19 protein-coding genes and 1 pseudogene are annotated in these 25,438 nt (G+C 52.5%); 6 read left to right on the top strand and 14 right to left on the bottom strand.

All coding sequences use genetic code 11. The features are described from left to right. Positions 1-493: 493 nt before the first annotated feature. From OEV49_05605 to OEV49_05580, 6 genes and pseudogenes are all read right to left on the bottom strand, one after another. Positions 494-1,990, bottom strand: coding sequence for a TlpA family protein disulfide reductase (locus OEV49_05605; GenBank protein MDH3890540.1), 1,497 nt, complete (start codon positions 1,988-1,990; stop codon positions 494-496). Positions 1,991-2,147: 157 nt separating this feature from the next. Beyond that, positions 2,148-3,593: a DEAD/DEAH box helicase gene (locus OEV49_05600; GenBank protein MDH3890539.1), complete on the bottom strand. Its 1,446-nt coding sequence runs from the start codon at positions 3,591-3,593 to the stop codon at positions 2,148-2,150. 205 nt (positions 3,594-3,798) lie between these two features. Continuing rightward, positions 3,799-5,712 carry a translational GTPase TypA gene (typA, locus tag OEV49_05595; protein MDH3890538.1) on the bottom strand — a complete coding sequence of 638 codons (1,914 nt, stop codon included), beginning with the start codon at positions 5,710-5,712 and terminating at the stop codon, positions 3,799-3,801. 318 nt (positions 5,713-6,030) lie between these two features. Continuing rightward, entirely contained in the window at positions 6,031-6,339 is a 309-nt protein-coding gene (locus tag OEV49_05590; GenBank protein MDH3890537.1) for a protein-disulfide reductase DsbD family protein, read from the bottom strand. Positions 6,340-6,546: 207 nt separating this feature from the next. After that, positions 6,547-6,810: pseudogene (locus OEV49_05585) on the bottom strand (redoxin domain-containing protein). A gap of 18 nt (positions 6,811-6,828) precedes the next feature. Next, the gene (locus OEV49_05580) at positions 6,829-7,053 is read right to left on the bottom strand and encodes a hypothetical protein (GenBank protein MDH3890536.1); all 225 of its coding nucleotides are present in this window, start codon (positions 7,051-7,053) and stop codon (positions 6,829-6,831) included. A 310-nt stretch (positions 7,054-7,363) separates the two neighbouring features. Here OEV49_05580 and OEV49_05575 point away from each other — a divergent pair, with 310 nt between their 5' ends. Together OEV49_05575 and OEV49_05570 are read left to right on the top strand one after the other, a co-directional pair. Beyond that, positions 7,364-8,692 carry an SPASM domain-containing protein gene (locus tag OEV49_05575; protein ID MDH3890535.1) on the top strand — a complete coding sequence of 443 codons (1,329 nt, stop codon included), beginning with the start codon at positions 7,364-7,366 and terminating at the stop codon, positions 8,690-8,692. A gap of 171 nt (positions 8,693-8,863) precedes the next feature. After that, the gene (locus OEV49_05570; GenBank protein MDH3890534.1) at positions 8,864-9,898 is read left to right on the top strand and encodes a radical SAM protein; all 1,035 of its coding nucleotides are present in this window, start codon (positions 8,864-8,866) and stop codon (positions 9,896-9,898) included. A 52-nt stretch (positions 9,899-9,950) separates the two neighbouring features. Here the strand turns inward: OEV49_05570 and OEV49_05565 are convergent, their stop codons facing one another. Both OEV49_05565 and OEV49_05560 read right to left on the bottom strand, forming a co-directional pair. After that, a complete protein-coding gene (locus OEV49_05565) occupies positions 9,951-10,202 on the bottom strand; it encodes a hypothetical protein (GenBank protein MDH3890533.1) in 252 nt (83 codons plus the stop codon). A gap of 52 nt (positions 10,203-10,254) precedes the next feature. Next, positions 10,255-12,918, bottom strand: coding sequence for a serine/threonine-protein kinase (locus OEV49_05560; protein ID MDH3890532.1), 2,664 nt, complete (start codon positions 12,916-12,918; stop codon positions 10,255-10,257). A gap of 648 nt (positions 12,919-13,566) precedes the next feature. On the opposite strand from OEV49_05560, the gene OEV49_05555 reads away from it, so the two are divergent. After that, a complete protein-coding gene (locus OEV49_05555; protein ID MDH3890531.1) occupies positions 13,567-14,823 on the top strand; it encodes a hypothetical protein in 1,257 nt (418 codons plus the stop codon). 378 nt (positions 14,824-15,201) lie between these two features. Here OEV49_05555 and OEV49_05550 read toward each other — a convergent pair whose 3' ends face one another. The 5 genes from OEV49_05550 to OEV49_05530 form a co-directional block, all read right to left on the bottom strand. Then, positions 15,202-15,627, bottom strand: a complete 426-nt coding sequence (locus OEV49_05550; GenBank protein ID MDH3890530.1) for a hypothetical protein — start codon at positions 15,625-15,627, stop codon at positions 15,202-15,204. 171 nt (positions 15,628-15,798) lie between these two features. After that, complete coding sequence (locus OEV49_05545; protein ID MDH3890529.1) at positions 15,799-16,962, bottom strand: ABC transporter permease; 1,164 nt, start codon at positions 16,960-16,962, stop codon at positions 15,799-15,801. Positions 16,963-16,973: 11 nt separating this feature from the next. Then, positions 16,974-18,131 carry an ABC transporter permease gene (locus tag OEV49_05540; GenBank protein ID MDH3890528.1) on the bottom strand — a complete coding sequence of 386 codons (1,158 nt, stop codon included), beginning with the start codon at positions 18,129-18,131 and terminating at the stop codon, positions 16,974-16,976. Beyond that, a complete protein-coding gene (locus OEV49_05535; protein MDH3890527.1) occupies positions 18,128-18,805 on the bottom strand; it encodes an ABC transporter ATP-binding protein in 678 nt (225 codons plus the stop codon). Before OEV49_05535 ends, OEV49_05540 begins: the two co-directional genes overlap by 4 nt. 15 nt (positions 18,806-18,820) lie before the next feature. Beyond that, on the bottom strand, positions 18,821-20,017 hold the full coding sequence (locus tag OEV49_05530; GenBank protein MDH3890526.1) for an efflux RND transporter periplasmic adaptor subunit: 1,197 nt from the start codon (positions 20,015-20,017) through the stop codon (positions 18,821-18,823). A 375-nt stretch (positions 20,018-20,392) separates the two neighbouring features. Here OEV49_05530 and OEV49_05525 point away from each other — a divergent pair, with 375 nt between their 5' ends. Next, positions 20,393-21,412, top strand: coding sequence for a hypothetical protein (locus tag OEV49_05525; protein MDH3890525.1), 1,020 nt, complete (start codon positions 20,393-20,395; stop codon positions 21,410-21,412). A gap of 395 nt (positions 21,413-21,807) precedes the next feature. On the opposite strand, the gene OEV49_05520 is transcribed toward OEV49_05525, so the two are convergent. Then, positions 21,808-22,470, bottom strand: a complete 663-nt coding sequence (locus OEV49_05520) for a hypothetical protein (GenBank protein ID MDH3890524.1) — start codon at positions 22,468-22,470, stop codon at positions 21,808-21,810. 400 nt (positions 22,471-22,870) lie between these two features. Between OEV49_05520 and OEV49_05515 the strand changes: the two genes are divergently transcribed. Both OEV49_05515 and OEV49_05510 read left to right on the top strand, forming a co-directional pair. Next, positions 22,871-23,071: a hypothetical protein gene (locus tag OEV49_05515; protein MDH3890523.1), complete on the top strand. Its 201-nt coding sequence runs from the start codon at positions 22,871-22,873 to the stop codon at positions 23,069-23,071. Positions 23,072-23,262: 191 nt separating this feature from the next. Beyond that, the gene (locus OEV49_05510) at positions 23,263-25,413 is read left to right on the top strand and encodes a hypothetical protein (GenBank protein MDH3890522.1); all 2,151 of its coding nucleotides are present in this window, start codon (positions 23,263-23,265) and stop codon (positions 25,411-25,413) included. Positions 25,414-25,438 lie beyond the last annotated feature (25 nt).

Here is a 25,438-nt window from a genome sequence, read left to right as displayed (position 1 = left end):
GATATCGCGGGGTCACAATTCCGATTTCGTCGAAATCAGGACCTGCGAAAGTGGCAGATGTACGTTGTGGTGGTCGAGTCTTCAGACTCAGCCACAATCCCACGCGATCTGAAGATCACGTGGGCACAACACAGGCAAGCCTGTTTCTCGCGCTGCGCGCGTTGTCTGTATAAACGGCAGATGTGGACATCTGCCGCTCACGAGAAGAGAGTTCTGAAGTAGGGTGGGTCCGTCTTTGCCTGCGCGCCGCGGCGTGGACCCGCCGTGATTGGCAGGTCTTCAAGAGAAGAGAGACCTGCCCTACGAAGAATGGATGCCGAGGGTCCTGATACCCCGGACGAACGTCCGGGCCACGTCGGCCGTAATCCCACAGCAAGCTGATGGGCTACCCAATAGGACCGGGCCCGGTACGTGACACAAAAAAAGCGGAGAAGGCTTGGCACCTTCTCCGCTTTGTAAGAATCGTAATAATCAGTACGTGCAACGTTCGGAACTAAATGCTGCCGAGCGCCTTCTCGACACTTTCCGCAAGAGCCGCACCGCGGCAATCTTCACCGGTCGCGAGCAGCGAACCATCGGGGCCCACCAGGAAAGCGGCCGGAATCGAACTGACAAAATACTTTTTGACCAGGGGTGTATCCCATCCCTCGCCGTCGTAAGAGTGACGCCAGTTCATATCATGCTCATCGATCCATTTGGTGTAAGCCTCTTTGTCGACGCGGTCAGCATAGTCCAGCGATATCGACACAATCTCGAGTCCCTTATCGTGATAGTCATTGTACACCTGCACCAGGTTGGGCAGTTCAGCGCGGCAGGGACCGCACCAGGTCGCCCAGAAATCGATCAGGACCACTTTTCCCTTGTAGTCATCCAGAGAGATCGCCTTATCGACAAGGTCGGGTTTATCCAGGGCCAAAGGCCAGAGTGTCTCGACAGCTCCGGGCCCGAACTGGGTAGAGATAACACGGTAGGCGAACTTTTCATCCATGTACTTGTCGGCAACCATTGTGAGCTCGGCTGCAAGCTTCACCTGGTCGGCGTCTGGTTGGCGCAGTTGATTAACCACCGTCAATGCTTGCGCGGCACCATAATAGTCGGTCCCGTCCTCGACTTTGGCCAGATAGGCATTGGCCTGAGTAAAGGCTCCGTTTCTTTCAGGATCATCCTCGCCATACTTCATGGATAAAGCCAGGCCGGCGCGAAAATCCACTTCGCTTTGGTTGGGACCCTTATAATTCCCGACCTCTTTCATGGTCAGATCGGTCACCGGTCCCCATGCTTCATACATGGATGACAGAGCGGCCGCCTCGCGCACGCGCTCCAGGAGGTAGTCATACTCCGGATCGCCTGCTTTGAGTTGGCGCAGGGCAGCGAGTTTCCGCGCAGCCAGATCGATCCTTGCTTTGGTGTAGTCGGTCGATGTCCAGAACATACTATGTTTGCGTATCCGACCGCTCTGCGATTTAGCCCATGCCTCGTATTCTTCTTCCGTGGTAAAAGTCGTCTCGGCCTTGGCATATTCGGGCATACCGGCCGCCAAAGCAGCGCTCAGAGTAGCGGCATTACTTTTGGCGTCTTCGTATACTTTATCGAAACGAGGATCCTCTTGCAGCGATTCCAAATCGGAATCATACTTCAGATTCTCGGCTTTGTCATAACCGTTCGCAACCAACTTATCCAACCAGACAAAGGCATTGTCCTTGTCTCCCGTTCGACCGTAGACACAAGCGGTATGATATTCCTGAATCAGACCGCACTTTGTCAGTTCGCTGATCCTGGCAAACTCGGCCACGGCACTTTCGGTATTGCCGGAATCCAGAAACTCATACCCCTGATTGACATGATTGCGTACCTGTTCGACAATAGTATCCGCATAGTAGGTCGGCGCTTCGAGAACGGCCGCCTCTTGTTGTGAACAGGACAGAGCACCTAACAGCAGGGCGACCGCCCCCAGGACTATCAGTGTGCGTGTGACAATGTGTATACTCATCAGTATACCTCCGATGTTTGGCCGGGCGGCGCCAGAGCGCTACCACAAGAGTAATTTCCTAATGACCAAGGTACTCCAAAACCGGCCTTTAATCAACGTAAATTCAGGCTTTCGCATTCAGAATACAGGGATCAAACCTTAGGGGGTGGCTTGCCTTCTATCTGCGCTTGGACCGATTCTTCCGACCGGAGCCCTGGCCCGCAGATTTCTTCCGAGCGGGACGGTGTTTCTTGAAATTAGTCCAGAAAGGGCTTTCACCTTTGGTGTCATCTTGGTTGAGTTTGGCCGGCTGTGATCTTTGAGGAGTGGAGACTCTGCGCTTTGAGCCCCCCGGATGCGAATCTTCTCTTTTGGACTCTTTCTGTTTTGACCCAGTCCGCTTCGCCGAGAGTTTTCGGGGACCTCTTTTGTTGAAACTCCGACGAGCTGATGGGGAGTCTTTTTGAGAATCTCGCTTCGAGCTTTTCTCACCTTTTGAAGGCTCGCTTCCAAAACCCGGTTGATCGGCTTTCGCCGGGAGACGCATCTCGGAAGGCAGTGTCGGTGGCGCTGATATGGCCAGCTCGGTCTTTATGAATCTCTCGATGTTTCTGATCGACCCTTCTTGATCAGCAGTCGCAAAAGAAACAGCGTGGCCTGTTTTCCCGGCCCGCCCGGTGCGACCGATCCGGTGCACATAATCTTCTGAATTGGCCGGCATATCGTAGTTGACCACCAGTTCGATTCCCGAAACATCGATTCCGCGGGCGGCAATGTCAGTAGCTATCAGGATCTGATATCTTCCCCGTCTAAAACCCTCCAGGGCGCTACGCCTTTGCTCCTGGCTTCGATTGGAATGAATCTGGGCCGTGGCAAAACCCATGTTATTCACTTTGGCCGTGAGTTTCTTGGCCATCCACTTGGTCTTGGTAAAGACCAGTACCGGACCGGAACACTGCTTGAGCTGGAGGGCCAAAAGCCGGCTCTTGTCCTGCTTATTAATGATAAACATCTCATGACTTACCTCCGCCGGAGTCGCGCCGGAACGGTCAATCTCGATGCGGGTCGGAGCCCGCATGAGCTTCTCGGCAATAGCTTCGATTTCTTTCGGCATGGTTGCTGAGAACAACATTGTTTGGCGCTGATCGGGAATCGACTTCATTATCTTTTTGATGTCAGGGATGAAGCCCATATCGAGCATCCGGTCTGCTTCATCCAGCACAAAAACTTCAACCCTGGATAGGTCCACGGTTTTTTTCTCGAGATGATCCATTAAACGTCCGGGCGTGGCTATGATAACCCGTGGGTTCTTTTTGAGGACATTCCGTTGGACCGACATCGATGCGCCGCCGATTAAAACCGCCGAACGAATATTCACAGAACCGCTGACAGCATGGATTGATTCTTCCACCTGCAAGGCCAATTCGCGGGTTGGGACAACAACCAGCCCGGTGCCTCTTTTGCTTTTTGACAAACGCTGCAACATCGGAATACCGAAGGCCAAAGTTTTGCCTGAGCCTGTTTGGGCGACGGCTATAATATCGTCGCCGCGAATACCGATCGGTATCGATTCCTTTTGAATAGGCGTCGGACGTTCAAAGTTCAGTCGGTCGATTGCCTTCATCAAGCTCGGTGCTATACCCAGGTTATCGAATCCGCTGTTGGATCGTCTGGTTGTTGGGACACTTTTTCTGTTTCGGCTTGCTAAGGCAGTGTCGTTTAGTATTTGGTTCAAGTTCAACTGATTCTCTCTAATGTAATAAGTTTACCGGGTCTCTCGATTCGATTGAAACGATAGTTTTCTACGTCGGTGACATACCTGCCGGACTCTACGCGGAAAGTCTTGAGCGTAATCCATTGGTGCTCTCATCCAAAGCGAGCAGTTTTTTCTCGCCGCGCTTTCGTTCATCGAAATCCAGAACCTGTTTTCTGATCCGAATAGACTTTGGAGTTACTTCCACCAGCTCGCTGTCTCTGATCCACTCCATCGCCTGCTCCAGCGTCATCTTGCGGGGGACATCAAGTTTGACACCCATGTCTTTATTGGACGCACGGTGATTGGTCAATTGTTTTCGTTTGGTCGGGTTGCAGGTCATATCCATATTGCGTGAATTCTCACCGACAATCTGACCGGTATAGACTCTATCTGTAGGTTCGATAAAGATGACCGACCGTTCCTGAAACCCTTCCAGAGCATAGGCGGTGGCCGTACCTGTTTCCATGCTAATGACAGACCCTTTGCTTCGTGACACTATGTCACCACGCCACGGTCCGTAACCGACAAAACGGGAAGCCATGACGCCCAGACCACGGGTATCCGTCAAAAACTCCGACCGGTATCCGAACAGACCACGGGTAGGGATTTCAAATTCGATGCGAATAGTCTTGGTACCGGCGTTTTCAACCGATGTCAATTCGCCTTTTCGTTTGGCCAGTTTCTCAATGATGATCCCCTGATGTTCTTCGGGGACATCGATGATAAGCGTCTCCATGGGCTCCAGAACATTATCATCTTCATCGAGATGGGTGATAACCTCGGGGCGGGAGATGCAGAACTCGAGGCCCTCACGTCGCATCTCCTCGATCAAGATAGCCAGGTGAAGTTCGCCGCGTCCGGAAACCTTTACACCGTCCGGACGACCGACATCTTCCATTCGAAGGGCGACATTCACACGAAGCTCTCTTTCCAGCCGGTCCTTTAACTGGCGGAGCATAATGGCGGTGCCGTCCTGGCCCGAGAATGGTCCGTTGTTGACCAGGAAGAACATTGAAAGAGTAGGTTCTTCTATCTCAAGCGGCTCCAGTGCTTGGTTGGTATCTTCGTTTTTGGTAAAAGTATCGCCAATGCCAATCTCCGGCGGTCCGGCTATCCAGACAATATCACCGGCTGATATCTCATCGGTTTCCACCCGGGTCAGGCCGCGAGTAATCCACATGTGGATGCCCTTCGCTTTTGAAGAGGAACCTAACACCCACCCTTTATCCTGCGATAATGGATCGTTCAGCTTTGTAACCATGCGAGTAAATTCTTCGCCCTTCTTCAGGTTGCCCCGAAGAACCCTTCCGCAACCGATCTGACCGATATAGTCATTCCAGTCAAGAGAACTCACCTGCATCAAAAAGTCTCCGTCATGATTGACCTGGGGCGGCGGGACTTCGTCAATGATTGTCTGAAAGAGTGGACCCATTCCCTTATGCTCTTCTTTGTCCAGGTCATTGACAAACCATCCGTCCAAACCGGAGCCATACAGTACCGGGAAGGCCGCTTGTTCATCGGTGGCCCCCAACTCTATGAAGAGATCGAATGTTTTGTTCAGGGCATAATCCGGGCGGGAGTTGGGACGGTCAACTTTATTGACTATGACAATCGGGCGAAGACCGAGCTTCAAGGCACGCATAAGCACATACCTGGTCTGTGGCATCGGTCCTTCGTTGGCATCGACCAACAAGAGAACCGAGTCAACCATCGAGAGTACGCGTTCTACTTCGCCGGAAAAGTCGGCGTGACCGGGCGTGTCTATGATGTTTATCAGGTAGTCATCCCATGACACGGTGCAGTGTTTGGAACGAATGGTAATACCGCGCTCACGTTCGAGAACGTTGTTGTCCATGAGCCGTTCGGCCACTTCCTGGTTTTCACGGAAAGTCTGAGTGGCTTTGAACACAGAGTCTATCAGGGTAGTCTTGCCATGGTCGATATGGGCGACAATGGCGAGATTCCGGATGTGAGCAATATCTGTCATTTATCAATACACCTTTCAAGCACAGAACCATTCAAGACGTAACCTGGTTCACCAAATCTACCGATTAAACTTTCAGGGAATAATCACGCAGAAAAAACCCGACCAGCTTTTTGGCTGCCCGGGGGGTTACACAACCCGATGATTATACTGTTTTATTTCGTTTTGTCAATGAATTGTTTTCTGTTTGGTAAGTTTGGCGGATGGCTTGTCTCCGGGGGAATCGACAGATGGCGGGTTCACGCCGCGGCGCGCAGGCGAAGACAGACCCGCCCTGCCCCTCAAACAGGATTTACCCCCTCGCCACGACCGTGCCGACTCCTATTCACCAATTCTGATCGGAATCGACAACGGTATTGAATCGGGCGGAAAACAAGTCCGATCGTTGCAACTTTGAAAAACAATCTGACCCTCAAGAGCCCCCTGCCACGAGCCGGCGCCTGAGCTCACAGAAAGATTCAGAGTCGTTGCCACATCCCCGGAATAAACTCGCCACGGACTGTCACTGCCGACAAAATCAAAAGGTTCGCTTTCAGGATAGGTCAACTCGTCAATAGTGACATACTGATTCGGAGCCAGGTCGATTCGAAGCGGTATGAGTGTCTTCTCTGTACCGCCGTCGGCCAGCACGTGGAAACCATCCTTTACCGTAATCACAATTGTGGTGACAGCGTCGCCGCCCTTTTTGAGCGTAACGGATTCAGGTTTGTTCAGAGAGATCGCCTTTGTGACCACCTGCGCCCCATCGGTTGACAGTTTGGGGCTTTCGGCTGCGATAAGCGCATAGAGCTTTGCTCTCAGCGCAACCAGCTTGGAATCAAAGTTCTTCGTGTCCAGCAGTGAATAAAACTGAATCTTCCCATCAGGATCGATTAAAAGGTTGGAGCCTATCGGTATCTGGTCACGGGGTAACTCAGGCAATAACCCTTCGGGCGCGAAACTTGCCGACACCTTACCATCGGTGTCCAACAATACCGGGAAGGTCAGGCCATGTCCAGCCGCCCAAGGTCCACCGACCGACTTATCTTCATTAACATCTATGATAAATACGCGCACTTCATTGCCGGGATGTTTCCGGTGTAACGCTTCCAAATGCGGAGCCTCCGCATTACAGAACGGTCACCACGAAGCAGCGACGTGGATGACCAGATAGGAACCTCGCAGGTCATCGGAGGAGATTCTCTGATCGTCCAGGTCCAGCAGAGAAAATGATGGCGCCGGTTGGCCGATCATGGGTTGATCCGATTCCTCAGCCGCGATGGGTACGTTTGCCCACAGACTGCCGATAACGAACAAGAATCCAGCCAGCCACCAAGCCCTTTTCGATGCGTTAACTCTGTTCATAACAACTCGCTCACTTGAAGGAGGAATACTACCGAGAGAACCGGCATAACGGTTCTCGCTTTCTATTACAGACTATATGGGTCCAATATCGACCAACATAGACACGCTGTCAAGTGGTTTGTGGTTGGCTTTGCTGGGACAAGCGGCTCAGGAAGGAGCGGTAGTCGTAAGTTATGTGGCTGCGTAACTTGGGGAAAAGCGGCCGGAAATGTATGGTCCCCGACTTTCACTTGACATCGACCATCGCATTCGCGATATAATGGCGGGTTTCGATCTGCTAGTTTTCATTGTCTCTCATCATAGCCTGTCTATGAAGCCATCTAAGTACGCACACCTCTTCGCCATCGAAGATGGGAAGGCTCTGTTGTTCAACGGGGCCAACGGCGCTCTGGCCGAAATCGACTGCGAATCTTATCCGCAAATCAAACAGTATCTCTCATGCGACCGGCCTTCGCAGGCTGCCGGCGACCTGAAGTTATGGCCGGCTCTGATTGAGAACGGTTTCCTGGTCGATGACGACACCGATGAACTGTCCGCTATCGAATCCCAGAGCCTTTCCGAGCGGCTGGGCGGTGATTGTCTGTCCCTGACCATCGCACCCACGCTGGCCTGCAATTTTGGCTGCGATTATTGTTTTGAGAGCCAGTCGGCCCTTCGCATGACCGGCGAGACCGAAGAGGCACTGATGGATTTCGCCGTACGCCGTCTGGAGAAAGCCGATAGCCTGATGATAACCTGGTTCGGCGGCGAACCAACTCTGTGTCTGCCCACGATAGAACGGTTGCAAGCCGGTTTTTCCGCCCTGGCGGCTCGGCTTGGCGTTACGGTCGAGCCGAGTTCGATCATTACCAACGGTTACCTGCTCGACCGCGAACGAGCTGCGCGCCTTAAAGCGGCCGGGATCACTACCGCCCAGGTGACACTCGACGGTCCCCGCCGGACGCACGACCAACGGCGGCGATTGAAAAACGGCCGAGGGACGTTCGACCGCATAGTTGACAACATCGCTCAATCGTGCCAAACACTCGACATCGTGGTACGGATCAATATTGACCGGGACAATCTCGATACGGCCGTGGAGGTTCTCTGTGAACTGAAGGATCGCTCGATACTCGACCGGTTGGGTGTTCACTTTGCCCAGGTCACAGCCTCGGGTGCCGCTTGTGCTTCGGTCAGAGACCGATGTTTCACCGACCGGGAGTTTTCCCGGTACCTCGTAAAACTCTATCAGAGACTTTTCGCAATGGGCATACCGATGGTGGATTATCCCGAGGTTTTCTCCGGCGGACACTGCGGCGCCGTGACAGAGAATTCCTTTGTGGTCTCTCCCACCGGCCGGTTGTTCCGATGCTGGGAGGAACTCTCCACAGAGGCTACCGAATCCACGGGGAACCTCTTCACCGAACAGATCGACAGCGTACAACAAGCCAACCTTGAAAAGTACCGCGCCTGGGACCCCTTTGCCATGATCGAATGCCGAAAGTGCGACATCCTCCCGCTCTGCATGGGCGGATGTCCTCTCCACGGACTGAAGAACAACGATGCCGACAAAGGCGCTTGTTCACCCTTCAAGCATAACCTTGAGGATATGCTTGTTCTAAGATACCTTTACGACGCACGAAAGGAGGTGATTGCATGAAGTTGATCGAGAACCCAAAAGGCATTACGCCCCGCAAGCCATGTCCTTGCTACCGGAGACTATTTTTGATTCTGCCGCCGGGACCTAAGTGATGGCTATAACGAAGGCGTCGGCACCAACTGCCGACGCCTTCGGCAACAATTGGATTAACGCATTGGAAAGTGACCAGCGATGACCGACACCGAACCGAGACAACCGATGATGTTGGGTTGGGAGATTACCAACTCCTGCAACCTGCATTGTCCTCACTGCTACAACCCCGAAGCACGTCAAACTGAAGCGGAACTGACCAGCCTGGAATGCCGCCGAGTCCTCGACGCCGCCGCCGAACTGGGCGTAAAGATGATCGGATGGACCGGGGGTGAGCCGCTTTTGCGGGCCGACCTTGCTGAATTGATAGAATACGCTATGACAGAACATCAGATCAACTCAGGCATCACCACCAATGGCGTACTTCTCGACCATGAGCGGGCTGTAGAGTTCAAAAAAGTAGGGGTGGCCATGATCCAGATTAGTCTGGACGGCACCTCTCCCGCCAGAAGCCGGCGGATCAGGGGTACCAGCGACGAGGAGTTCCTCAAAGTCATCAACGCCATCCGGGTTTGTAAGGAGCTTGAGATCGAAACTCACATTGCCATGCTATTGGGCGCTGAAAACCTCGATGACGGACTTGAGATGGTCAAACTGGCCAAGCGCGAAGGCGTGGCCGGGATCAGGTTCTGTGGCTTCACGCCCGAGGGGCGAAGCAAAAGCGACGCCATTAGACGCCGGTTCCAGTTTGGAGAGGACCTGTCGCGGTTGCATGATTTTATCGAACAAGTGAGTAGTGACGACAGTCTCCAGACGGTTTTCGATCCCGGCTTCGGACCGGTACCGCCGGATTATTGGTTTCACGAATGTGTCGCCGGTGTCGCGACATGCTATATCAAGGCCAACGGCGATGTCTATCCCTGCACGGCCATGCTGTATGATAGATTCGTGGTCGGTAACGTCAAGAGGCGCTCGTTGGTCGAACTCTGGCACGATCCGGCTATGACGGTTATGCAGTCGTTTCCACATGATCAGATCGAGGGTGTCTGCTCGGTCTGCGATAATGCCGATAACTGTCACGGAGCCTGCCGCTGTCTCTCTTATGCCCACACCGGCAGCCTCAACGAGTCGTTCCCGGTCTGTCTATATCAGATGGCGAGTGCTACGTCTTCCTGAGCTTCACTAAAACCTCACCCTGAGCGGAGTCGAAGGGTGCATGGTCAAGCGTTCATGGTTCGACTCCGCTCACCATGAGGTGATAAATCACTTTCTTGCGCTCCGCGCCGGTGACGTTTTCAAGCAGGTTTAAGTGGAGGGCGCGAAGCGCGAAGAACAGGCTTGCCTGTGGTTCGACTCCGCTCACCATGAGGTGATAAATCACTTTCTTGCGCTCCGCGCCGGTGACGTTTTCAAGCAGGTTTAAGTGGAGGGCGCGAAGCGCGAAGAACAGGCTTGCCTGTGGTTCGACTCCGCTCACCATGAGGTGGTTGGAGGAGTCTGTTAGCAGACTCTCCAATTGGTGGGCGGGATGCTTAGTGATCCAGGCTGTGATCCCAGTTGCGGACCAGAACGACTTTTGATTTCGATACGGCCTGCACATTCTGATTCACCAGGAATCGTTGACCGTCTTTGGTGACGTCGTAAACGGTACCGGGCCGGGACCCATTGATCTCAAACAGCTTGTTGACTTTCCCAACCCTGAACGAGGCCGTACTTCCGTCGACCTCTGCGACCATAATTTCTTCTTTGTTGTTCAGGTAGTACAGTTCCTTGCCGTCGCCACGCCAAATCGGACGATCCCCTTCATTGGTAGATACCTGCCACTTGCTGCCCGGACCGGGGAAAGGTGTCACATAGATTTCTTCCTTACCGGTTTCATCCGACACATACGCCAGCCATCGACCGTCGGGCGATATTTCAGGGTACCACTCATCAAAGTTAGTACTGACGGCAGCGAACGCTTCCTTTTCTCCGTCAACTGGAACAGCCCAGATATCGGTTCCCTTGTCGGTTACATCCTTCATTACGATGATACTCTGACCATCCGGCGTCCAGCTATAAGGCCACACTTCCTTATCACCCTCCAGAATCTTCTCAATCTCGCCGAGTCCGGAGACATTCTTAACAAATATGCCTGGCTTGCCTGATCTATCGGAGCGGAATACAATTTGTTCGCCGTCAGGAGACCAAATCGGCATCGCATCCATGGTGGAGTCGAAAGTGAATCGTGTTTTGATCCCTCGCTCAATGTCGAATGTCCAGATATCCTCGTTGGAGTTCGCCTGGTCGTCGACGCTAATGGCAATGAACCGTTCGTCCGGGGAGAGTCGCTGAGAGAACTGAACCAGCTGATCACCTATGGTATCCAGCACTTCACCGTTTCTGTCAAAGAGCATCAGTTGCGAGCCGATGTTCAGTTTGCCGGAGCGATACACCAGTGTCCCGTTGTTCGAGACGGTAAAGATAGACCGGCTCCAGTTCTGTAGGTATGACACATCCTCCACCAGTGGAAAAGCATCTGAAGTTAGTTCAAGCGAAGCAGCATCGAACGGATGAGCCATAAGAGAAGACTCCCGTTGGTAGATTATATGTCCATTGGCATAATCCAGAGTTGAACTGGCATGAATGATGCGATCAACCCTGTCTGAATCCAACGAGCCGATGCAGATAGCATCCTTCTCACCCCCGGAGCCGGAACCGGTGCGAGCGTAGAAAAGAAAGTGATTCCCATCCGGCAGGAAGCGCACCCAGCGGTGGGTCTTGTCACCAAAACTGCTGTCCAAAGTCGTGACCGGTGTGGACTCACCTCCTGCTGCCGAAACCCGGTGAATAGGTCCGATGTGGCTCGGCGTAAACAGGATGACGTCTTCTGAATTCCAGCTCCCGCTACGTCCGTTAGGTGCGTTGCAAATAGTCAAAGTGGGTCCGCCGGCAGCCAGTATCTTTTTCAACTTAGCATTCTTGAAGAACGCGATGTACTTGCTGTCCGGTGACCAAAACGGCAGGAAGGCGTTCTCGGTACCGGGCAGCGGCAGGGCGGCCAGTGAGTTGAGCGGCCTGACCCAGATCTGAGTCTTGTTCGTTACCGTGTCCGACGCACTATAGGCGAGCTTCTCACCGTCCGGCGACAAAGCGAAACTCCCTCCGGCAAAATCGCCGTACTCGTTGTCCTCCGGCGCCAGCAGATGCGCCTTGACGACCGGTTTAGGTTCGTTGGTCTTCTGCCAGTACAGGTAACCGGCCACCGATGTTGCGATGATAAAGAAAATCATGCCGATCATGGTGATCGTCTCACGAGTCGATCTGTTTTGCGGAATGAGGCTTGATGTTCTCGTACCCATCTTGCCGTCGGCTATCCACTGGAGCGAGCGTTTCAGATCTCCGGCGGTTTGCCAGCGCTGGTCGGGGTCCTTCTCCATGCACTGGCTGATTGTCTGCTCCAAGATTGGTGGCAGCATCGGCTGGACTTCCGACACCGAACGGGGCTCTTCTTTTAAGATAGAGGCAATCAACGACGCCTGTGAGCCGCCGGAAAAGGCACGACTACCGGTAGCCATTTCATACATAACTGCACCGAAGGCAAAAATATCCGAGCGGGCATCGGCTTCCTCACCTTCGAGTTGTTCGGGCGCCATGTACTGCATGGTCCCCAGGAGTGTTCCCACGCCGGTCAGTGGGGTGGTTTGAGTGATGCTCTTTACCTCGGGACCAGAACCGTCTATTTGTAGTTTAGCCAGTCCGAAGTCCAACAGTTTGGCGCCTGTCTTGGTCAGCATAATGTTGCCCGGTTTCAAATCCCGATGGACAAGTCCCTGGCGGTGGGCTTTATCGAGGGCGTCGGCGATCTGAACAGCTATTTCCAGCAGCTCTTTCATCGGCAAGGGACCTCTCATGATTCGCTCAGTGAGCGTCTCGCCTTCGATGAACTCCATCACCAGGTAGTCGATGCCGTTCTCCTGGCCAACATCGTAGAGCGTGCAGATACACGGATGGTTGAGACTCGATATGGATTTTGCTTCGCGCTCAAAGCGCGATTTGACATCCTGATTCAGGGCAAAGGTCGACGGCAGCACTTTAACCGCCACTGTTCGTTCAAGACGGGTATCGATCGCTTTATAAACTTCACCCATCCCACCGGCGCCGGCTTGCTCGATGATTTCATAGGGGCCGAGTTTCTGGCTCTTAACTAAGGTCATTGAATATCTCTTCGTTTGGTTTTGGCTAAAAACATATACGCATGTTATACACATCCTGCTGGGCCAACATAGACCATTTAGGTCGATTTGGCAAGAATTGGTTTTCGAGGAACCATGCAAGCTTCCAAGCGCTGTCAGGCGACTTGCCTGACAACCGATAAGTTGAACTGCAGGTGTCGGGCGGGGTCGACCAACACCACCTGAATGGCGCGCAGTGCGAAAAACAGATTTGCCTGCCGCCCCAAACGAGGTATGAGGCGGCCACCCGATGCTCGTGCCTCGACTCCGCTCGTGCATGAGGTTGGCAGGGGCATGTTCGGGGTGCCCCACCCAGAGGCTTGGCGTCGGGTGGGATTGTTGGTGATCACAGGGAAACCCACCTGTCGCTTCGCTTTAGGTGGGGTACCGAAGAAAGAATGCTCGTGCCTCGACTGCCCTCGGCATGACGTGGGTGTCATCTTAGAAGGCAGAGTAATAAAAGCCACTGGCACGGCGGGCTTGACAAAACCGGACAATCAGGTATATTTGCCAACACGGGCAATGTAGGTGGAGATAGACCATCTTGCTGTGCTCCACTGCGATTCTGCCCTGAATATGTACTTGCCAGAGCCACGAAAATCATGTGCTTGTTTTTTGAAGGAGAGTCCTATGTTCCGTCCAATCGTAATCTGCGGAGTTGCTGTTTTCTTGTTGGCCGTTGCAGCCCTTGCTATCAGCCCGACCGCTATCAACTACCAGGGTCGACTGACCGATGCCGTCGGTGATCCGGTGGCCGATGACAAGTATTCTGTTACCTTTACTATTTACGACGCCGATGCCGATGGAAACTCCAAGTGGACGGAGACACAGAGCGTGGATGTCGTCGACGGTCTGTTTTCAGTATTGCTGGGATCGGGCAATCCGATATTGGATACCGTGTTCAACGGCACCGAGCGTTATCTGGGTATACAGGTCGGTGCCAACCCGGAGGGAACTCCGCGAGTTAAACTGGTAACGGTGCCGTATGCATTTCATGCCAACAAGGCCGACAGCGCCCGCTACGCAGACAACGCCGTCTTCGCCAACAACGCCGATCTTCTTGACGGAATGAATTCAACAGATTTTCTAACCGGTGCGCACGATCACGATGAAGATTATGTCAATGTCACTGGCGATGAGATGACCGGACCGCTTGGGTTCCACAATGGTACTACGCCGATGACGTATATATATCATGCAGGCGTCACCAATCCTCCCCGAGCTGTCGTGGCGCATTCTCCCGGTTTCCCTGACTGGGGATTGATGTATGACGATGTCGGCGATGAGTTTGTTTTCACCGGTAACGGCGACACGAACATGGTGGTCAAACCAAACGGTGACGGTGACAACGCTGTGCGCCTGGGCGAAAGTTCTATCAACGCGCTGGAGATGTTCAACGAACCGGGTCTGTCGGGAGACTCGGCGGTTTTCGTGACACTCCCCTACAGAGGTGTGGGGTTTCGTTTCGATACCGTTATAACTTCGACGACAATAGTAGCGCCCAGCGACGGGTTTGTTTTTGTGATTGGCAGTGGACAGGTTACAGTGGAACATACGACGTCAGGTGTGACGGAAAGCTGGGCAAGAATAAGCGTGGGGAAGAATGGTCCGGGAGACCCCATTGATCAGACCAATCTCGCTTTCTTCAAAATAGGATTTAGAACTGCAAACGGGAGTTTCCAGTCCCCGTTTAGTGTCACGGCAGTAGACGCCGTCACAGCCGGATCGCACACCTATTACCTTCGTGGCGCCAGAGAAGACAACACGGTTTCGTCGGTGGGTCATACAAAGATCACGGCGATGTTTTTTCCAACCGCTTATGGGACCGTGAATACAACGATGGCGCCACCTGCGCAGACAGGCGGGTCGCAAGAGGCCACGAACTAATGAGATTGTGGGATTGTGCGTGGTGTACGTCCTCGTGCGCCACGTGGATTCTGGGCAGACGAGGACGGCCACAAGCGGCTTCTACTTGGTACCCCACCTAAAGCGTAGCGACAGGTGGGTTGCTCTTAACGTTTTCAATCCCACCCGGCGCGAAGCGCTCTGGGTGGGGTACCAAGGAAGGACGTTCATGCTTTGACTCCGCTCAGCATGAGGTGATAATTCGCTATCGCGCGCTCCGCGCCGGTAAAGTTTCCAACGAGGGTTATATGGAGGGCGCGAAGCGCGAAGAACAGGCTTGCCTGTGTCGGCCGGGGTCGCCCTACACCACCCTACACAAAGGTAAACTTGGTTTGACAATGGAGTCCAGAGTGGCCTGGGTCACTGCGATACCGAACTTATCTTCGCCGAAGGCAAGTATTCCGGTTCCACTCCATCGACGAGCCAGGCTACAGCTCTTGATTCCCAATCGGGGTACTTCCTGGCATCGATCACTCGATCCTGGTTGGCCATTTCCGGTTTGTCGCAGCCCTGTTCGGCCATGTTTCTTGCGATAGGCGACTCAACAATGATAGCCACCCGCCGACAACTCATGCGCCAGACAATCTCATGCAGTTGAGCAAACACTTCCAGAACGTCACGGGTTGGCAATACTAACCTGCGAGAGTCCAACACAAGCGAGAACGGTTGATCGTGCCGAGCGAGGGTGCGCACGACATCCGCCTTGTAACGTTCAACCTCGTCCATGCCGAACCGGCCAACCTGAGTGATCCTGAATCCGTAAAATGTTTTCTCTATGCTGTACATTAGTGCTGTCGATCCGGTTCTTATTGCTTACTCAAATATATCGACAAGTCTGGTATTCTTTTGAGTTTCCGCGATTAACTACTGGTGCTGTGATCTCCCCGGATCGCTGGGGTAGTAGACCAATCTGGATGGCCGAGCCTCCCCCCTCCTCATTAGCCACCCGATTGATCTTTAGGTGGCGCGGAAGGACTCTACTATCTTCATGCGTGAGGCTCTCACGGCCGGCAAGAAGCCTCCGACGATTCCCATGGCAAGCGAAAATATCATTGCTGCTATAACGATGTCGTTTGAAATCTCGAAGTTGAAGGCGATTTCCGAGAAGGTATCCCAGTTGGTTGTCGAAACTCGGACGAATCTCAAAAAGAAAGCGCCGAAAACGCCGAGCGTTCCACCCAACAGCGAGATGATCAGCGACTCCAACAAGAATGAAAGCAGAATGTTCATCCGTTTGAAACCCAGCGCCCTGAGTGTGCCGATCTCTTTGGTACGATTGGCCACGGCGGCATACATAGTGATCATGGCCCCGATAATCGCACCAAGGCTGAAGATTACGCTGATAACGTTTCCGGTAATGCCAATGAAAGTGCTGAAAGTTTTCGACTGACGCTCATAGTACTCTTTCTCCCATAGTATCTCAAGCGGCAAGCGACGGTCATCCTCGATCTTGGTCTTCATTCCTTCAAACTGCAAGCTGTCGGCGATCCGGAAAGTCAGCGAAGAATAAACCGGGCGGCGAAAAGCATCAGCCGCTTGTTCGACATCGCACCAGATTTCAGAATCATTGCCGGACTCCTGGGCGTCAAAGATACCCACCACCGTCCAGTCGCGGGCGCCGAATCTGATCCGGCCGCCGATGGTACACTGCTCGAACCTCTCAGAGAGCGATCGCCCGACTATGATCTCCGACCCTTCGTTTTCACACATGCGCCCTTCGACCAATGTGATCATCGGCCTTAGTGTCATGGAGTTGTCGGACACGCCGCGCACAACCACGTTGCCTTCTTCACCGCTGTCCAACTTTTTCAGGGTGATCAACACGTAAATCTCGTTGGTGATTATCGGCAATCCCTCATCATCCTGAGCGATTTCTGGAAAGGTACCAACGATGCGAGCCTGTTCACGGCCAATAATCGATTGCACCTCGGTTTGCGATGCTTGCCGAATGACGGTGACGTTGCCGTCGGTGCCCGACGATACCAGAGTCTCGGTGAGTCCGTGGGTGAGCATCATCGAAGCGCAAAAAACGAAAACCACCAGCCCGATACCGAGTATTGTTAAAGTCGAAGTTATCCGATACTTCAAGATGTTTCTAAGGGTGTAACTTGCCGGAATCATATTTCACTCCACTAATCGACCACTCTAAGTCCATCGACGATTTTGATTCTCAAGGCCCGGCTGATAGGAAAGAGGGCAGCCAAAAGGCCGACGATGACGGCCGTCCCGAATGAGAACATGAAGGTCAGGCTATCAGGCTGAAAACCCGGGAAAAACTGGCTCAAGGCCACACTAACTCCGTTGGCCACCAGCACCAGCAGACCCATACCGACCAGTCCGCCCAGGACAGCGATGAACAACGATTCGCCCAGTATCAGTCCGATCAGATGATATCCCTGGAAGCCGATCGTTCGCATGAACGCATTCTCGGATACTCGTTCGCGAGCCGTCATGGCCATGGTGTTGGCCAGTACCATGAGGATGATTCCGATGATCAGGTAAGAGACAATTCTGAGGCCGAGGATGATAGCACTCGACATCTGGATGAAGCTCATCTGGAATTCTTTTTCGGTTTCGGTTCGAGTCTCCGCCCAGGAGTTGTTGAACCGTTCGTCTACCGTGTTGCTGATAGCGGCTGCTTGACCCGGATCGGAGATTTTCAGTCCGTACCAGCCCGTTTGTCCAGCCCGCCCCGGTGACTCAGTTTTCATCCGTTCATCGAGGCAGTCGAATCTGAAGATGAACAAGGTTTCATCGGTTGACTCTTCTTTGCCGGTGTAAATCCCGCGAATGATAAACTCCCAATCGCCGGGGTAGATCGTTCCGATCAGGGGTACTTTGTCGCCGATCCGCCAACCGAACCGATCAGCCAGCCCTTGTCCCACAATGGCCGCGTTGCGTTCTTTGTTGAAGTTCTCCAGTTGATCAGCGGAAATAACTATCTCCGGGTAGATATCAAAATAGTTGGAGTGATCAACGGCGAAATTGGCGAAGAAGTTACTGGGGTCCACATAGTACCCGCCGAACCAGGTGGCGTAGGTGACATCCTCGACTCCTTCGATCTTCAAAAGCTGCTCACGGTAGGCGATCGGTAACTGAAAGATAATCGACACCGCGTGACGGGTGATCAGGCGGTCCGGCGCCGCCGCTCGGGCTCCGGCATACCAGGCGTTAATGAAAGTGCGAATCAATCCGAAGGCCATCACAGCCAGAGCCAATCCCAGGATAGTGAGGAAAGTTCGCAGTTTGCGCCGGAACGCATTTTTACCGATCAGCTTCAACGCTTTCACGCCAGCAGTTCCCCTTTGTCGAGGTTGCGGATAACGCCTGCTTTTTCGGCCGCGGCCGGATCGTGGGTTACCATCAGGATAGTCTTGTTAAACTCTTTGTTCAGGCGGCTAAGCAAAACCATGATCTCTTCGGCCGACTGTCTATCGAGATCACCGGTCGGTTCATCGGCCAATATCAAAGTTGGATCGGAGACAATCGCCCTGGCAATCGCCACCCGCTGTTCCTGCCCGCCGGAAAGCTGGCGTGGATAGTGTTTCATGCGATCGGCGAGACCGACAATGGACAGAGCCGTTTCGACATGGTGGCGTCGTTCCTTCTTGGACAGGCTGGTCAACAGAAGCGGCAGTTCCACGTTTTCAAAAGCGGTCAGAACAGGCATCAGATTGTAAAACTGAAACACGAAACCGATATGTTGCGACCGCCATTTGGCCAGTTTCCCGTCGTTGAGGATGCCGATGTCCTCCCCGGCTACTTTCAATGTCCCGGCCGTCGGCTGGTCAATGCCGGCAATCAGATTGAGCAGGGTGGTTTTTCCGGAACCGGACGGACCCATCAGAGCCAGGAACCAGCCGGTCTCCACACTCAGATCGATCTCGTGCAATACCGGGATTTCCATATCATCTCTAAAGTACGATTTACTTACTTTCTTTACCTCTACAACGGAGTCACTCATGTCAATTCCCTGATACTATTTGCTCACACTTACTTTATCACCATCCACCAGCGCACCGGGCGGGTTGAGGATCACGCTTGTGCCCGAGGCCGGCCCACTCAGGACTTCCGTCACCGAGCCGAGTTTACGGCCAAGCGACACCTCGGTAAGGCGGGCGTATTCATTGTCCAGCCGAAACAGTACCCCTCGTCCCTGGCGCATCACCACGGCGTCGTTATCAACCACCAACACCGGTTCCGGTTCAAGCGTTGCATCGTTGTCATCCGGCGGCATGAAGTTAACACGCGCCGACATTTCCGGAAGTACGCGGTCATCTTTGTCGACGAAGGCCACTTTGACCATGACCGTGGCGCGACTGCGGTCGGCCGTGGGTACTATCTTCTTTACAAAACCTGTGTATTTCTGAGAGGGATAGGCGTCGAGGATTATCTCGCACGGTTGGCCGACGATTACTTTTTGAATGTTGGACTCGGAGACATCGGCCTCAACTTCCAGCGACGACATATCCGCGATGGTCACCACGGCGCCGCGCGATGATGCCGAAGCCGCCATTGGTGCGACCATCTCGCCCACATCGGCATCCTTGGTCAACACGGTGCCATCGAACGGTGCTCTGATGATGGTGTTTTCCACGGCCACTTCAGCTGCTCTCACCTGTGCCAGACCTGCTTCCACATTGGCCAACGCTCGGTGGTAATCGGCGGTCGCACGTTCCAGGATTTCGTCGGTGGCGCCACCGGTCTGGTGTAGTCTGCTCTGACGCTTGTGGTTCAGCCCGGCAGCCAGTGAATCGGCTTGATGCTGTTTCAGGTAAGCTTCATAGAGACTCAAATTGGCAATCATGTCTTCGTTTTCGAGCCGGGCTATTACCTGGCCGGCCACGACCGTGTCTCCCTCTTCGACTTTCAGAGTCGCCAAGCGGCCGGTGCCTTTGGATGACACCGCAGCTTTGATCTGAGCAACCACGTAGCCGGTCGCGACAAGTTCGGCCGCGGCATCGGAACCGGCCAGGTAACGTATGGTGGTCAGTTTCACTTTCTGGGCGGGCGTGACTTCTTTGAGTGTGTACTGATAACCAAAATACACAACTACCGGCACCAACAACCAGAGAAGATGCAGCCATCGCTTCCACCGCCCGGGGACGCCGGACTTCCGACTGCGATCTATTTTTAGCGCGGACAAATCTGCATTGTGCGCATTCGATTCCGACATTCCAACAACCTACTGTACTTTCGCTTTTCTCAACTCACATTATTCACGGCTTTTGCCGATGCTCGTCAATATCCAGACTACGACGAAAACTGCTGCCAAAAGTTTCTAAATCTATCCACAAAACCTGTCAAAGGTAAGGGAAAATCAAAGTGAAGGCCAGCCAAAAAGGATCGAGCTGTCATACTTCGGGTGCTCTCTACTGCGCTTTGGTAACCGTGAGCCAAGGTATCCAGAGAATAAATCGGTGTCAACTATGAACCCTGATCTTCACACTGTCGCAGGCAAAGACTCGGTTGACGTAGTTCGCCCGAATTGTTACTGTTAGGCAAGAGGTGGGGGCAACACGTTGATCTTGAATGAAAGGAACGAGCCCCGATGGACCTTTTCCACATTACAGACCCTTCCTTTACCGATCAGCGCTGGCAGGCATATTATGCACTGATGGAAACATTGCACGAAAAGTACGATTCCTCCATGGCCAAGGTGGGGTGGGTGCAGACCAAGGAGAGGTTCCTTTCGCTTATGGACTCGGATCCGGATTACTACCGGTTTGTCCTGTTCGACCAGCAAACGGCCGTTGGATGGGCCGACTTAAACGTTATGTCGCCAAACACACCTGACCAGTGCGTATCGGTGCGGGTCGACTCTGTTTATGAGGATGCTTCCGGCGAGTTCGAACGGATTGTAGCTGCCGAGTTTTTGCGTCTTCTGCATGAGTGCAAGTCGCACAGCGCCCATATCATGGCTACCACCCGGCGGATATCCAATATCGCGCGGCGATGGTCGGGGACAGAGCTCAACCGGCTTGATCGGTTTCGGCTGATTCGCAAGAAAGCCAACACCTCGCTTATGAAATCATGGCTCGATGACATTCCCCGGCAGAACCCTGCTTTGCGGCTTGAGTTTTATCCGGAGATACCAGATCAACACCTCATCACTCACACCAATCTGTTTATCAGGTACATGCACGAGATGCCGACCGAGCGGGAGTCCGACAAGCAGTTCAAGATGACCATCGATGAAGTCAGGCAGGATAGAGAGTGGCGGCGGCAGAACAACGCCTACGTTTATGTCTATGCTCTTTTCGATACCGACGGCGAAATGATCGGTCACAGCAACGCCTTTGTTACCGGTGCCGACTCAAGCGATGTTTACCAGGCCATGACCGGGTTGAATAGCGAGTACCGCGGACGAGGTTTGTCACGATGGTTGAAAGCCGCCCTCTTTTTCAAAGTAGGTGAGGATTTTCCCGACAACAAAACAATGACCACCGACATGCGGGCGGCTAACGCACCCATCCAAAAGGTCAACGCCGAGATGGGTTACAAACTTCTGAGTTCCGGCCACGAGTTTGAGCTTTCGGTTGAAGGTCTGGGGAAGTTTATAAGCCGCTAAGGGTCTATTTGCGGTCTGGTGGTGTGGGTCCATCTTCGCCTGTGCGCCGCGCCGTGGACCCGCCTTTGTGAATGTCATCCTGGCGCAGGCCAGAATCCAGGGTTCTCTTGTTTGTGATGGTTGAGTCTTCAGACTCGGCCATTCTAACCCACGCGATCTGAAGATCACGCGGGCACAACGAAATGTCATTCTGGCGAAGGCCAGAATCCAGTCTTCTCTTGTAGGTCGAGACCCCTGCGGTTTCGACAATGCGTCAGGAGCACAAGGCTCCTGACCTACTTCTGCGGGCAGGTCTGCGGAGAGACCTGCCTTACTGAAGGCTGGATGCTGGATCAAGTCCAGCATGATAGAAACGGGGCAGCGCGTGAAAATGGGTTTGTTTAGGTGGTGGGGCATTAATCCGTGTGGTCGGGGTTGTCGGTGTTGGGTATGGGGTTAGGTGGAGCGGGACTGGTGGAGGAAATGGTTTCGTTCGGTTGGATTTCACGAGTGTCTGTTAAATCTTGCAGTGTTTTTGAGGACTGGGCGAGTTGCAGTTGATAAAGAAGGCGGAAGGCACGGGTGAGCTGCCGATCAAGGCGCATCTCATAGGTCATGAGGGAGTCGCGAAAGGATTGGTCGGGGACGGAGTTGACGCCGACGAGATTGGTTTCGTGGCGAGCGAGGATTCTGTCATCGGCGTCGTCCGGATCGGTCACAAAGCGGAGGTGGTCGCCGCGTTCGATGTCGTACGCGGCAGATTCGAGTTGGCGGTTGATCTTTGAAGTTTCGGCGTCAATGACACGGCGGTAGCGCCACATGATGTTAACGATTTTGAGGACGAGGTGTTCCTGGATGATGCCCTGCGGTTTGAGTTCATCGTACAGGGTATCGAGGAGGCGTTTGTACTCTTCGGGGTTCTCGTTGAGGTGGGGGGATTTGAGGATGGGGTCACGGGCGCGGAGGCCGTGCTTGACGGCGTTGCGACTGGCGACTGCTTTGCCTTCGGGCGTTCGCGGACCGGTTGACTTTTTGGCGTTGCGCCGGTTAGCAGCTATCTGTTTCTCACTCGTAGACATACGACTGTCCTTTTACAGACTGTCCCGCACAGTTTTTTGCGGTGATGTTGTGGGGAAAGTGTGTGGGGACCTACCAAACAGTGCTGTGGGCCTGGAGACCCACCCCGACCCGGCGGGGATGGGCCACGCGGCAAACTTTGGGTCATGATTGGATTCTTGGCAAGAAAACACAATTAAGGTGTCCATTTTTGAAACAAAAACCTTGACACGCCGTTCAAATAGTTGGACTTTTTTGCTAATTGACGATATATTAGGTGGAGAACCGTCTAAGTGTGTATGGCTTAGTGTGATTTTAACCAGTCCTGAACCAGAAATCTCAGGAAGTCTTCTGTGATTGGTGGATTAAGCATCACATACAATTAGATAAGTCACATTAGGTCTATAGATTGTTGGAGCGAACATGGAATACTCAATTGAACTAGCCAAGGTTTGCGGAGCTTTTCGCTCAAATCGATGGGGGAATAGCCTTGAGGGAGAGGACTATTCATATCAGGGTGATTCTATTGTTATTCCTTTGCCTGAATTATTGCGAGTTACCAGGTCTTATGTTGATGACTTGAAAGCTCAAATTGAGCAGGAAAATCCCCACTTGAAATCATAGCCACAGGAAGTCAATTGTCAGATTTCCACTATAGGAGTGATTCAGTCAACTTGGGAGTTGGTTAATCAGAGCAGGAGAATCACTCACAATTGTCTTTAACACCCACGGACACTGTTCATATAGAATAGGGAACGTATAGGCACGCGTGTTGAATCAGCTACAAGAACCTACCAATAACGAAGGTACATTAGGTGGCAAGCTTCATTGCTAATAAAGGGTTGAAGATATCGCTTCTGAGTTCTGCTCCAGGCTCACTTGTCGATGTCGCAGATAAACTGCATGACGCAATATTGGAAAATACAGGGTCTGAGCCGGTTGCCCTTCTTCAGCTCTTTGGTAGATATGATGTAGGCGCAATATATTACACGGACGATTTTCTGAGTGGACCTAGTAAGTCAGGATCAATTGACAATATTAGGGGCGGAAATCAGATATTTGCCTTCCCTTGGTCGCATAGTCGAGACGAAGAATTCCCTCGCTGTAATGATGATGCCGGGTATGTGTGGGGTTTATTGTTCTTTAAGACGGCCGAGATGCTGTCCGGACAATACGGCGCGATAATTGATCAAGTCCTTTCTGACCAGACCGCAGACTCCGAGAAAGTTCAAGTCGACGTACTTGGAACAACGGGATGGGCCGAGCTCCTTTTTGTAGTTCGTGGCCACTCCTTCAAAGATGTAACAGACGCCCTGGCAAGACTCGGCCGAACAAAAGTCTCTCTCCCGAGTTCTTTTGATTCCGAGGCCACAGATACACTAGTTGTAGCTAAAACCTTCTCGATGGTGGGGATTGATTTCAGTTTGGTGAAGAATGGAGACTTTGACACCATTCGAAAATCTTTTATTGAACCGATTGATATGTCATCCGGTGTATTTCCTCGATGGAATGTGGCCTGTATTCCGGGGAACATGCAGCAAGTATATGACTCAGTTACTGAGAAGATCGGCAATGGCTACTGCTCATATGGTGGATTTGACCTTTCTTTTGACGCTACAAACAGCCGCACGTGGGGCGAGTTTATAGCAAATGTGTTGGAGCTTAGGCGAGACTTAGGCAAGTTGTTGTATTCGACATCGGTACACATTCTTGGGCACGATGGAGCAAGATTGTTCCCAACTACACAATCGACACTCGTTGATCGCAAGGCAATAACTGTAGATTCTGAACGGATGGATTTGTTCAATAAGTGGGGCCCCGTATTCGAAAGTATTCTGTTTAATTTGTATTTTGGCACCAATACGCTGGTCCAGGATCCTCTTATTGGAAGCTGTTTCTCCGATCTCCGACTTGTTCTTGACGAAACTTTGCCAAGATGGCTTGTAGAATTAGATCCAGAGGATAGTAAGGACAGGAATTTTGTCGGGGCAATAATCGAATTGATTACATATGCCTCAGTTGAGAGAGCTCACGGGGCTTTCATGGCCCTGGAATATCCACAAGGCTTTTTCACGCCAACGAAGGGGGGGATACAGCGGATTTTGAAAGCGGTGAGTAGCGTTGTGAGGACCGTATTGTCTCGCGTTGGAGTAGAGTGGAACGGGTTTGTTGTGGTTGGATACTATGAACTGGGCTTCAGTTCATATAATGAACCGGTGAATTTGCCATCCGAATACATGTTCAAGCCGGAAGGATGGTGGGGGTTATTTCACGAGGCGGGGCACGTGGCGATGATGCGAACAGACTTCATCGATTTGTTATCCAATCCCGCAACTGAAGATGTGATTCGTGTTCGGTCATTTGATACAAGTGACCCTCATGTCACAGGACTAACAAAAAACTTCATTTACGAAATCGGGGCCGACGCTTTCGACCTATACTTCTGCCACAGAGGAGACTTCGATCTCTATCTGACAAATATCTGGAGATATATTAAACAGAGGACACTCCAGATAAACCATTACATAAGATATTTTCTGATGTATTTGTATTCCTCACGCATTCTGAATAGTGAGGACAATAGATTCTCGAAGTCTCTAAGTGTTCGCACGGAGTTGGAGGGGTTTAAGGAGAAGTTGAATTCTCTAGATCTTGATTGTCCCGACGAAGCTCGCTATGATGACGCAGTATTGAGTGACGCCGCAACTTTCTTGCCCATAATTGAGTTCTTGCACGAATCTTTCTTGGAGAAGACAGCTTTCAACCCTGCGGCGGAAGAGCTCGAACCACCGCCTATCGTTGAGGCAATTGAAAGTGTGCTCAGCGGGCAGGTTTACACTAAGTCTACAGTTGCTCCGGACCTCTTTGTTATCGCGCTAAACAAAAGGAATGGGCAATTGACGCTAGCGTCCAGGATCGCTGCTTTATTAACTCTTTGGCACACTGAAACATTATCTGAATCATAGATTACAAGTATATGTAAGAACGAAT

The organism is Candidatus Zixiibacteriota bacterium (assembly GCA_029860345.1).
Classification (GTDB): Bacteria; Zixibacteria; MSB-5A5; order GN15; family FEB-12; genus JAJRTA01.
The sequence above is the reverse complement of the archived record's forward strand: the minus strand, read 5'-3'. Positions and strand labels throughout refer to the sequence as shown.